Genomic DNA, 11580 nt, shown 5'->3' on the forward strand with positions numbered 1-11580 from the left:
GTATTATCGGAAGAGATTATCGGGACTTTAGTTTTAGTTAAGTTTTCAGGGCGCATCGAATCAGCCAGCGTTTAATGAAATTATTGGAATTTACAGGCGCGTCAGTCAAAGGAAGAGATAAGTCCGAAGAGCGTCAGGCAGGCACGGTAGTTTCGCGCTTAAGAAACGTTAAGGAGTGAACAGCAATTTCAGGTCAGTCAGATTAAAATGGCCCCGGCACACTGACCGGGGCGTTATGATGATTACTCTTTTGCTATCGGCGTCTCGCTCACATCAATCTTCGTCTCACCCTGCATGCCCTTAATGCGTTTCTCAACGTCATTAACCTGCTCGCTGCTGTGCAACAAGGTGTATGTCAGATCAAACGCTGTGCTGGCTCCAGGCTGCAGTTGCTTAACACGCTTTTGTTCGCGTTCAATTGTGACCGGATAGGCATAACTTGTCCCTGGCTCGATGCCAGTCACATAGCCCTGTTTCAGCGTGTCGGTGTTTTTCCATAACGTCAGCATCGGAAGCTGACGGGTATCGAACTGAATCGATGCACCGCTGTTTCCGGCTTTATTGATCACCGCAGCGACAGTCTGATGATTGCTGTCTGAAAGTGGCTTGATGTTGAACACCATCTCATCAAAGTCTTTGGTCGGACCTTTGTAGGTCTGCCAGTCCTTTAGCCCGGCTTTCGCGTAGTCATTGAACGGGCTGATGCCGGACATGGGTGCCAGGAAGCGCGCGCCCTCTTCCAGAATAGGTTTACCGAAGTTGCTGTGATAGATGATCTGGTAATCGTGCGGATAGTCACCGTGATTAGTTAACACATCGTGCAGGCTGAAACTGTTGCTGCCTGGCACGTAACGCAGCTCGGTCATGGTCTGCAAATCAGCTTTCTTGAAGGTACTCTCTTTTATCAGGCCGCGAATACGGATTTCGTGTGGTGCCGCATCTGCCACTTCAACTTCCAGCTGAGAAACCGGAGTATTCCCCGCTTTACCGTGCAGCGTGTAGATTCGTCCCTGATCGGTGACCGGATGACCGGTCCATTCGTAGCCGCAGCGCACCATCATCTCGTTAAAACCGTCCAGCCAGCCCAGACCGTTGCGGCTCTCAAGATTGATGTAGGCAGGATTGACGACCTCTTTAACCGGTGAATCCCAGCCCATACGCGTGCCAAAGCCTTCAACGCGCAGTAAGTTCATGCCACGGGTCGGGCTAAGCGTGATGGTAAGACCATCCGGACTGTGGATTGTGATGATTTTACTGCCTTCCTGCTTGCCGCCATGCAGGACTTTCTGCTCGATGCTGAACGGCTTGCCCTGAGACTTCAGCTCACTACTGGAAATCTTCCAGTTTCCCTGTTCTGTGCCCTGTTCAGCACTTGTCAGCACCCAGGTTTTTGCCGCTGCAGAACCTGAAACCAGTACTGCCAGTACCGTTAACGCCAGTTTGATCTTCATCATTCGCCCCAATTTGCTGAATCGTTTTTTCATTCCGTAAGGGAAATTTACTTAATGGGACTGAAGATAAACGTGATGATGCTCACCTGTTGAGAAAAGGCAGTGAGTTAGCCGCATTATTGTGGCCTGAATCACACTGATGACAGCGAGAGAGGGATAAAAACAGGGAATCAGGTGAAATTTGCTGACACTAGCTTTATTCGATTCAGCTTAAAGGCAAGGTTCTGATAAAGGCGGGCTGATGAAGCACAATGAAAAAAATATGAAAAAAAAATCTTCTGCCGCGCAACTTTTTCCATTTTTAAACGAACCTTTTATCAGAGGCGTCAGACAACCCCGTCTGTTCGTCAATGGAGAGAGTAATGCCAATGAAAAACACCCTGAAAACCCTGGCCGTCGCAACGCTACTGGCACTGAGTGTTCCGGCAACATCCGCCTTTGCGGCGTTACAGGTCGGTGAAAAAGCGCCGGACTTCAAACTCGACGCCGCTCTCGCGGGTAAGTCGACCACCTTCTCTTTGCAGCAGGCCCTGAAAAAAGGCCCGGTTGTCCTTTACTTCTTCCCGGCTGCGTTCAGCGCTGGCTGTACGCTCGAAGCACATGACTTTGCTGAAGCGACAGATGAATTCAAAAAACAGGGAGCGACCGTGATCGGTGTCACCGCAGGCAATACCGATCAGATTGCTAAATTCTCGCAGCTGGAATGCCGTGACAAATTTACCGTCGCAGCCGATCCCGGTGCCAAAGTGGCGGCAGAATATAAGAGCACGATGGAGATGAAAGGTCAGAAGCTCTCAGACCGCACCTCTTATGTGATTGCGCCCGACGGCAAGATTCTGCTGAGCTTCACCGATAAAAATCCTGATACGCATATTCAGAAAGCGATGGATGCCGTTAAAAAATATCGTCAGGCCAATCCGGCATAACTTCATCTTCTGAGCAGGTACATCATGCTGACTGCGATTGCAGCCGCCTTCCTGGGCGGCATTATTCTGAACCTTATGCCCTGCGTGTTTCCGGTGATCTCGCTGAAAGCGCTGAGCCTGATCCGCCATCATGAATCGCCTTCGCACGCCCGCGCAGAGGGCCTGGCCTTCTTACTGGGCGTCGTAGTGACGATGGTTGCGCTGACCGCGGTATTGCTTCTGGCAAGAGCAGGTGGTGCTTCGGTGGGCTGGGGGTTCCAGCTGCAATCGCCGCTGGTGATCGCCGCGCTGATTCTGGTGATGCTCGGCTCAGCACTGAACCTGCTCGGACTGTTTGAAGTGGGATTATCAGTACAGCGGGTTGGCGAAATGGGCGGCAGTCGCGGAGGTTTAGTGGGTTCAGCACTGACCGGCGCGCTGGCCATCATTGTCGCCACCCCCTGTAGCGCCCCCTTTATGGCCAGCGCGGTAGGCTATGCTCTGACTCAGCCTCCACTGGTGAGTCTGGTCATCTTTATTTCACTGGCGCTGGGCTTTGCTGCGCCTTTTACCCTGATCTCTTTCTTCCCGGTGCTGGCGAGAATATTACCAAAGCCGGGTGCATGGATGATCACCTTAAAACAGGGTCTGGCGTTCCCGATGCTGGGCGCGGTTGGCTGGCTCATCTGGGTACTCGAACGTCAGGCGGGATCGTCGGCACTGGCTGCGATTCTGGCCTGCTGCTTACTGTTTAGTTTTGCCGCCTGGCTGTATGGTATGGCGCAGAAACGCCGTATGATGGGACAGCGCCATGTGGTAATGCATGTTGCGACTGCTTTCTTCCTGGCGCTGGTCATGGTGCCGTTATTAAATCTGAACAGTTTTGCCAGCGCGCCCGCTGAAACGGAAACGGCCTCACAGGCCGCTGCCGCTGTGGCCTGGTCGCCGCAGAACGTTGACGCGATCAAAGGTCAGGGCAAGCCCATCCTGGTGAACTTTACCGCGTCCTGGTGTATTACCTGCCAGGTGAACGATCGCACCTCGCTCTCGACGCAGGCGGTAAAAGCCGCAATGGCGCGGACCAGTACCATTTATATGGTCGCAGATTCGACCAAATACAATCCTGATGTTGAACAGGCGCTGAGCGATTTCGGACGCGGTGGATTGCCACTCTACGTGGTCTACCCGGCCGACGGCGGTAAACCGGTGGTGCTGCCGCAGGTGCTCACCCCTGGCATTGTGATTTCAGCGCTGAATCAGGCGACGGTAAAAGGAAAGAAAACCTGAGACGATTAATGAAGCGATTTTCTGGCGTGTTGTCAGGCCACGGCGACTGTGCGCTGAACTGCTGATGATCGATGTCAGCCACTGATCCACGCGCACAGCAGTGGCCAGCCTTAATGGCCCGGGCGCAGGCGGGCGACAAAGCTGCCTATAACCAGTTACTGAAAGCGATGGTTCCGGCCATCCGGGCACTTGTGTGCAGAAAAATCCGTGACGAGGTGCTGGTCGAGGATGTGATTCAGGAAACGCTGCTGGCGATCCATCGCGTACGACATACCTACGAGCCGCAGCGCCCGATACTTCCCTGGGTTGCAGCCATCACCTCTGCACGAACCGTTGATGCATTGCGGCAACACGGTCGTCGTCAGGAAGTTCAGGACGATGAGGAGCTTGAACGACAGCCTGCTGAAAGCGCAGAGTCCGCCTGGGATACAGATATCCTTTCCGGGTATCTGGACACCCTTCCGCTGCGCCAGCGGGAGATCGTCGAATCGGTGCATCTGCGCGAACAGAGTCTTGCGCAGACAGCGGCTGAAACTCATCAGTCTCTCTCTGCGGTCAAATCCCTGTTGCATCGCGCAATGGTCAATCTTCGAAAATATGGACGGGGTCATCATGAGAAATCATGACCAGTTAATTAATCACCTCAGCGCGTCTGCGCAGCCGGTGCAGCGCGTCTGGCCTGTTACATGGCGCGTTGCAGGCTGGATCGCGCTTGCCCTGCCTTGTGGGGCGCTGAGCAGCTGGGCGTTTCACACCAGTCTGACTGACTGGTCTCAGCCTGGCGCGTTGTTTGCGCTGGTTGCCGTGTTGCTGTCGCTCGTTATCGCGGGCAGCACGCTGGCGGCCGCTTTTACGCTAAGTATTGCAGGACGAAAACCGATCAACCTGCGCTGGCCACTGCTGATGGCGGTTTTGTGGCTGGGGCTGAATCTGATCAATATGTCATCTGAATCCCCGCCAGCGGGCGGGAACCGGTTTGGTGAAGGGATACACTGTTATCTGTTTATGCTGTCGGCCAGCGTGCCGATGATGCTGTTGTCGGTGATTGCCCTGCAGCGCACCCGTTCACTCTATCCTTCGCGCAGCCTGGCGTTGAGCGGTTGCGGCAGCGCGTTTACCTCATCAATGCTGCTGTCGCTGTGTCATGACACCCATCTGCATATCGTTGATTTCTCCATGCATCTGGCTGCAGGCATTACTATTGTGGCGCTGACGGTGCTGGCCGGACGCCGCTGGATTCGGCTGGGAGAGTAATGACTTTGTTAATATTCTGTTTGCTCAGGCATTTATTGGCGGCTGTGCCATGAGTCCGGAGGCCGGGCTGACAGCTTTTAACGGTACGATGTATCGTGGCGAAATGGCGTTAAATCTCAACGCGGGTAGTGGAAGAAAAGCGTGATAAAGAACGGCATGAGGCGTTTGAGGCTGAAGAGATTGGTGTGAACCTGCGCAATAGTCAGCATGGAATAAACGCGCTCCTGCGGGCGCGCGACAGAGGTCAGTGAACACCACGCAGAAGCGAGCCTGATTCAGATTACAAATGTGCCGCGAACCACGCCGTCTGCACCTTAATCACTGACGCGAAGTGCAGACCGCTGTAAATATCGTAATGGCGGGCCTCTTCGGCCACAAAGAACTGCTTATCCGTTGCGGCTACCGCATCAAACAGCGCACGTCCTTGTTCCGGCGGGTTCACGCTATCCTGACCAGCGACCACGACCAGTGTCGGACAGGTGACCTTCGCAGCATTGATCGCGGGTTTGTAGAGCAGCGTTTCCCGTACGGTTAAAAACGGGATTTTGATGTCCATTTTCGGGTGCTGATAACGGTTCTCCTCGAAGAACGCCTTTGACTCATCATCGTTCAGGACGCGAGTAATGGCCACAAACATCTCTTTGCCGCTGGTCTGCCGCTTTTGATCCATCTTCTCCAGCGTAGCAATAAAGCCCGCCTTCTCTGTCACGTCCAGTTGCCCGGTGACAATCTCTTCCCCGTCCGCAAAGGCGAGCTGGCTGACAACACATTTTACATCCGGGTTGTTCGCTGCCGCGCCAAAGAGGTGACATCCGCCAAAAGAGGTGCCCCATAAATCTATTCTGCTCGGGTCCAGCGCCGGTTGTTGTTTTGCCCACGCGATAACCGAGAGGATGTCCGCGATCTGCATCGCAGGCACCAGACGGCCCCGCTCGCCTTCGCTGTCACCAAATCCGCGATAATCAAAGGTCACGGTAGCGAAACCTGCCTGGGTAAATGCCTGTGCGAACGCAGGCAATAAGATCTCCCGGATACCGCAGAAGCCGTGACACAGAATAATCACCGGGGATTTAGTGGCCGCTGCAGGCTGACGCAGCGTCAGCACGATGCCTTCTGGCAGTGTGTGGGTGGATAACGCCATCGTGGGTCATACTCCTTGCTGAGGTTGAAGATCATAAAATTCAGCAAGCACCCTTTCACATCTCCACCGTTTTTACTTCGATCCAGATCAGACGGGCGACACTTTCCGTCTGAGTGGTCGACAAATCAGCACCCGATGCTGCCAAATCGCAGGCTTTGGCGTAGGCTGAAAGCGGGCGTGTTTAACAAAACAGGAGATCACGATGCAGAATGAAATGGCAGCACAATGCCACTGTGGCGCGGTGGCGTACCGGGTGACGCTGAAGGATGGATTTAACACGGTGCGCCGCTGCAACTGCTCGTTTTGCCGGATGCGCGGCGCGGTGGTGGTGTTTGCAACAAAGGTTGAGCTGACGCAGGGTGAAGCGCAGCTAACCGAATATCGCTTTAACAGCAAAGAGGTGGGGCACTACTTCTGCTCCGTATGTGGTATCTATACTTTTCATCAGAGCCGCTCTCAGCCCGATCAGTTTGGGGTCAATGTCGCCTGTCTGCAGGGTGTTTCACCGTTTGATTTCACCGATGTGCCCGTCTCCGATGGCATCAATCACCCAAAAGATGGCGGCAAAGGCGGTGTAGCCGGTCATCTGGTCTACACCCCCACCCAATCCTGAATAACCGCGGACTGAACTACTGCCGGGTGGGCTTGCCACTGAAGCGGGTAATCGGCTTCTCCTCTTCACGGTCGATCTGTTGTGAGAAGACTTCCAGCGCAGCGAAGATCGGCCGCAGTCCGCGCCACAGATCCTCATCATTGAGTAACCGGATGATGCCACGTATGCCCGGCGCGACTTTTTCCTGCCGCGCCTCATCCCGCGCCGGCTTAACGGCCATCGCAGCATCACGCACCGCCAGCAGCAGATGACTAAAATGCTCCGGCGGTACGCTGCCCAGTGTCATCATCAGCAACGAAAGATTCTGAAGCGCATTCTGGGTGCCGGGCTGATTAAGGCCTGATACCAGAATTTTCCCTACTTCGTTATTCGACTTAACCAGATCGTTCGCCAGCCGCAGAAAGCCGTGCTGGTGGAGATTTTCGATCAGCTCATCCATTGCCTCCCGCGCAGTCGGCTCGGTGCGTGTCGGCGGGACCTGATACTTCATCCGTTCTGCCATTAGAATTTCTCCGGTTTTTCGACATGTTCTGGCGGTTCACGATAGCCAGCCTGCTGCCATTTCTGCTCAATCGGCAGGTGATCCAGTGGCGTACGACTGCCGTAGCGAAAGTTATGTAGGGGCATCGGATTAGGCTGCGGACGTCGATCGACGCGTTTCATGTTGACGGCGATCTCTTTGTAAGCAGGCGTATTCACATCGGGATCGTGATGTTCGCCAGTCAGCGCGTTGACGCCATCTTTACCGTGATGAATCGGCATAAACAGCACGTTGCCCGCCACACGTTCCGTGATCACAACCGGCACATCCAGCGATCCGCGCCGCGAGGTAATGCGCACCCACTCTCCTTCATTCAGCGAACGCTCGGCAGCCAGCTCCGGTGAGATCTCAACAAAGGCATTGGGCGACAGCGACATCATGCGGCCACCCTGCCCGGTCTGATTCATCGACTGGAAATGCTCCAGCATCCGGCCATTATTCAGCAGCAGATTGTATTCGGCATCCTCCTGCTCGGCAGGCGGCTGCCAGCTTAGTGGATAGAGACGCGCTTTGCCATCCGGGAAATTGAACCTCTCCGTATAGAGACGCGGCGTGCTTTCACCCTCAGCGCTGACGGGCCAGAGCTGCGACTGCCAGCCGATCAGTTGCTCATAGCTGACCCCCGCGAAAATCTCTGCGATGCCTGCTGCTTCTGCCATAATCGCGCCTGGATTCGGGTAATGCCACGGATGACCAAGGCGTGCAGCAAGTTCGGTAAAGATCTGCCAGTCAGGACGACAGTCGCCCAGCGGTTTCATGGCGGGCGAAAAGTGCTGGATGCGCCGCTCGGTATTCACAAACGTGCCCTCTTTCTCCACGCTGGGCGCACCGGGCAGCACGACATCGGCAAATTCGGCGGTGCGTGACATAAAGATGTCCTGAACCACCATAAATTCCAGCTTGCTGAAGGCGGCATGAACCGACGTGGCGTCGGCATCCGCAAAGGCCGTCTCTTCTCCGGTGATGTACATCGCGCGAATTTTACCTTCACCGGCCTGCTGCACCATTTTGAAATTATCTGCACCGGGCTGATCGGAAAGCGCTTCAGGCGAGACGCCCCAGGCACGCGCCCATTTTTCACGTACCGCTGCATCAGTGACTTTTTCATAGCCCGGATAGAGATTGCTCAGGCAGCCGAAGTCACTGGCGCCCTGCACATTGTTGTGTCCACGCATCGGGTAGCCGCCGGTGCCAGGCCGACCGTAGTTACCGGTGACCAGCAGCAGGTTTGACAGCGCTGTACTGGTGTCAGCCCCATGGCTGTGCTGCGTAATGCCCATCGCCCACAATACGCAGGCGCTGCCCGCCTGGCCGATCATTTCCGCTGCCTGAATCAGTTCGGATTCACTCAGTCCACATATCTCACTGGCAAAAGCCAGCGTAAAGGGAGCAAGTGAGCTGCGGTACTCCTCAACCTGATTGACCCGCTGGGCCAGAAAAGCGTCATCCGCATAACCGTGATCGAACATATATTTCGCCATCGCCGAGGCCCAGACAATGTCAGTGCCAGGTCGGATGCGCAGATAGCAGTCCGCCCGCTCCGCCATTTCATGACGGCGGGGATCAACGACCAGCAGTTTCTGACCACGATGTTTGTGGCTTTGTTTGATGTGCGATGCAATCACCGGATGGTTCTCGGAGAGATTGCTGCCGACCAGCACAATCAGAGCGGTCTGTTGTAAATCTTCAATCGTTCCGGCATCGCCACCATAGCCCACCGTGCGGAACAGCCCTTCTGTCGCCGGGTTCTGGCAATAGCGCGAGGAGTTGTCGACATTGTTAGTGACGAAGATTAAACGGGCGATTTTCTGAGTAAGATAGGCTTCTTCGTTGCTGGCTTTACTGGAACCGATAAAGCCAATCGCATTGCCACCATAATTCCGGGCAATGCCCTGTAAGCCTTCGGCAACCCGCTGCAAAGCCTCATCCCAGCTGGCAGGCCGGAACCGGCCATTTTCGCGTATCAGGGGCGTCGTCAGACGCGCCGGGCTGTTAACGAAATCCCAGCCGAACTTACCTTTAACGCAGGTAGAGATGCCATTAGCTGGCGCTTCCGCGACCGGTTGAATTTTCAGGATGTGGCGATCGCGGGTCCAGATTTCAAAGCTGCAGCCCACGCCACAATAGGTGCAGACCGTTTTAGTGCGTTTGATCTCCGACTGGCGCAGCGCGACATCAATGTTGGAGACGCCGGTAATCGGACCCATGCCGATGCTGTTTTCCATCGTTTTGACGAAATCGATTAACGGACGCTTCAGTCCCTCATCCATCGCGGTAAACGGACCTGCATCGGGCTGCATGGTTTTTTCCAGCAATGCATTACAGGGGCAAACTGTGACGCAGTGTCCACAGCTGACGCAGCTGGAACCGGCAATTTCGGTTCCGCCATCCCACAGCACGCGCGGATGAGCCTGAGTGTAGTCAATCGACAGCGTCTCATTGACCTCGACATTCTGGCACGCCTCAACACAGCGCCCGCATAAGATGCACTGATCGGGATCGTAGGTGTAAAACGGGTTGGAGTGATCTTTCGCGTATGGCTTGGGCTGATGAGGATAGTACTGAATCGGGATGTGCATATCGGCCACGGCATTATGCAGCGTGCAGTCACCGGTATTGTGCTCACAGACGGTGCAGTAAAGCTCATGGCGGTTGAGCAGCCGATCCATGCCTTCCTGCTGTGCGGCTTTGAGCGCACTGCCTTCACTCTGCACCGCCAGGCCCTCTTCAGTGCGAAGCGTGCAGCCGCGAACCCGCTCGCCATTGGCATCTACCCAACAGACATCGCAGCTTTGCAGCGGCGGCAAGGCCGGGTGATAGCAGACATGAGGTAATTTTTTTCCGTGTGCGTCCAGAAAGTCGATCAGCGGTTGATCAGCTAACCCTTTTAACCGTTCACCATTGAAGAGAATGGTACAGTAATTTTCACTCATATAAGCCTCATGACGACAATGCAAAAAGATTCCGGCTGGAAAAATACCCCTGTATTTAAAGGGTTGCATCACAAGCTTAGTGAGGATTAGCCGCCGCGCCATGGATACCGCTACGCTTATTGAGGTTAATAGCTGACAGGTAAGGTTTTTTTAAATGTAATGACTTCTTACCGCGTGAACTCCGTCGGGTTTTCTGGCACATCATTAATAAATGTGAGCGGGACTTTTTATGGTGCCAGGCGATAGCAGCTCGGTGGTTTAAGTTGCAATGGGTAATGAATATTTTTGTATGTTGTAACTATATAAAGCGCCAAATCTCCTCTTATTTCGAAAAGAGGTGAGATCACCACCAATCTGCACATTTTGCCGTATTCAGGCTGCGGTCATTATTAACCCTGCCCTCATCTGCAGTACCGATTAATACCTGAATTAATTACGCACCGTCACTTCGTTATTGCACATTGGGTTCTGCTGAAAAAAGGTAAACCGGCTTATGGACTATTTTCACCCTTTCAAGGCACTATCCTCCTGGCCGCAAATAAATAACTCAGGCATGGCAGGAATATGGCGCTTAAATGACAACGCACAACACTTAAAACGAGGATTACTTTACAGCCCCATGACTGGATGCTCATAATTTAATCATATCTATCAGTGATTTATCTTAAATTTAACAGGACGTTATTTATAAGATGATAATGATTACTGTTATGGTAACATCCTGTTAACCCTGCCCGATGTACACTCCTCAGGGCCTCTTTACGCATCATGCTTGATTAAGTCATCATTTAAACTCTGGCTGAAATGAGGTCATTATGAATCCCATCGTATATATAGTTGACGACGACGCGGCAGTGACTTCTGCACTGTGCAATCTGCTCGCCGCCGAGGATTACACGGTTATCTCTTTCTCTTCAGCTGATGATTTCCTGGCTCACGCTTTGACTCCCCTTCCCTGTTGCCTGATTCTGGATATTAATTTGCCCGGCGCAGATGGGTTTGATGTTGCTCAGGCGTTGATCGATCGCGGCTATGCCATTCCCACTATCTTCCTGACCGGCTTCGGAACTATTCCGGTCACGGTGCGGGCGATGAAAACCGGCGCTTACGAGTTTCTGACGAAGCCCGTTGATCCCGAGCGTATTTTGCAGGCGGTTTCGGAAGCGTTACAGATTGCAGAGCAGAATCTGGCCTCTTCTGAAGAGCGGCGTGAGATTGTGCAGCGACATCAGACCCTGACGCCGCGTGAAACCGAGGTGATGATGCTGGCCATTAGCGGCCTGCTGAATAAGCAGATCGCCGCCGAAATGGGCGTCAGTGAAATTACGGCTAAAGTCCACAAGCGCCGCGTCATGGAGAAGATGAATGCGCGCTCGCTAACCGATCTGGTGCGGGCTGCAGAGCGGCTCAATATTGATCATAGCCGACGTCGCTAAGGCGAGGCAGACAAAGGGG

General features: G+C 53.9%; 10 protein-coding genes. 6 read left to right on the forward strand and 4 right to left on the reverse strand.

Annotated features, from left to right (window positions below; genetic code table 11):
- Window positions 1-242 precede the first annotated feature (242 nt).
- Window positions 243-1451, reverse strand: a complete 1209-nt coding sequence (locus ACR8BF_RS19700; protein WP_434746207.1) for an aldose 1-epimerase family protein — start codon at window positions 1449-1451, stop codon at window positions 243-245.
- Between the two features lie 362 nt (window positions 1452-1813).
- Between ACR8BF_RS19700 and ACR8BF_RS19705 the strand changes: the two genes are divergently transcribed.
- The 4 genes from ACR8BF_RS19705 to ACR8BF_RS19720 all read left to right on the forward strand — a co-directional run bounded on the left by ACR8BF_RS19705 (window position 1814) and on the right by ACR8BF_RS19720 (window position 4897).
- Window positions 1814-2377 (forward strand): peroxiredoxin, encoded by a 564-nt coding sequence (locus tag ACR8BF_RS19705; protein ID WP_179898337.1) that lies wholly within the window; start codon window positions 1814-1816, stop codon window positions 2375-2377.
- A 24-nt stretch (window positions 2378-2401) separates the two neighbouring features.
- Window positions 2402-3643, forward strand: a complete 1242-nt coding sequence (locus tag ACR8BF_RS19710; protein ID WP_434745972.1) for a protein-disulfide reductase DsbD family protein — start codon at window positions 2402-2404, stop codon at window positions 3641-3643.
- Between the two features lie 71 nt (window positions 3644-3714).
- Window positions 3715-4269 (forward strand): sigma-70 family RNA polymerase sigma factor, encoded by a 555-nt coding sequence (locus ACR8BF_RS19715; RefSeq protein WP_179898339.1) that lies wholly within the window; start codon window positions 3715-3717, stop codon window positions 4267-4269.
- Window positions 4256-4897 carry a DUF1109 domain-containing protein gene (locus ACR8BF_RS19720; RefSeq protein WP_434745973.1) on the forward strand — a complete coding sequence of 214 codons (642 nt, stop codon included), beginning with the start codon at window positions 4256-4258 and terminating at the stop codon, window positions 4895-4897. The genes ACR8BF_RS19715 and ACR8BF_RS19720 overlap by 14 nt, the downstream gene beginning before the upstream one ends.
- 280 nt (window positions 4898-5177) lie before the next feature.
- On the opposite strand, the gene uilS is transcribed toward ACR8BF_RS19720, so the two are convergent.
- A complete protein-coding gene (gene uilS / locus ACR8BF_RS19725) occupies window positions 5178-6038 on the reverse strand; it encodes a UilS family quorum-quenching N-acyl-homoserine lactonase (RefSeq protein ID WP_434745974.1) in 861 nt (286 codons plus the stop codon).
- A gap of 202 nt (window positions 6039-6240) precedes the next feature.
- On the opposite strand from uilS, the gene ACR8BF_RS19730 reads away from it, so the two are divergent.
- Complete coding sequence (locus ACR8BF_RS19730) at window positions 6241-6651, forward strand: GFA family protein (RefSeq protein ID WP_434745975.1); 411 nt, start codon at window positions 6241-6243, stop codon at window positions 6649-6651.
- Between the two features lie 16 nt (window positions 6652-6667).
- Here the strand turns inward: ACR8BF_RS19730 and ACR8BF_RS19735 are convergent, their stop codons facing one another.
- A complete protein-coding gene (locus tag ACR8BF_RS19735; RefSeq protein WP_179898343.1) occupies window positions 6668-7153 on the reverse strand; it encodes a DUF1641 domain-containing protein in 486 nt (161 codons plus the stop codon).
- A complete protein-coding gene (gene fdhF, locus ACR8BF_RS19740; protein WP_434745976.1) occupies window positions 7153-10125 on the reverse strand; it encodes a formate dehydrogenase subunit alpha in 2973 nt (990 codons plus the stop codon). Before fdhF ends, ACR8BF_RS19735 begins: the two co-directional genes overlap by 1 nt.
- Before the next feature lie 815 nt (window positions 10126-10940).
- Here fdhF and ACR8BF_RS19745 point away from each other — a divergent pair.
- The gene (locus ACR8BF_RS19745; protein WP_313698795.1) at window positions 10941-11561 is read left to right on the forward strand and encodes a response regulator transcription factor; all 621 of its coding nucleotides are present in this window, start codon (window positions 10941-10943) and stop codon (window positions 11559-11561) included.
- Window positions 11562-11580: the final 19 nt, after the last annotated feature.

The sequence above is a fragment of the Candidatus Pantoea rara genome (genome assembly GCF_051136265.1).
In the GTDB taxonomy this organism is placed as follows: Bacteria; Pseudomonadota; Gammaproteobacteria; order Enterobacterales; family Enterobacteriaceae; genus Pantoea; species Pantoea rara.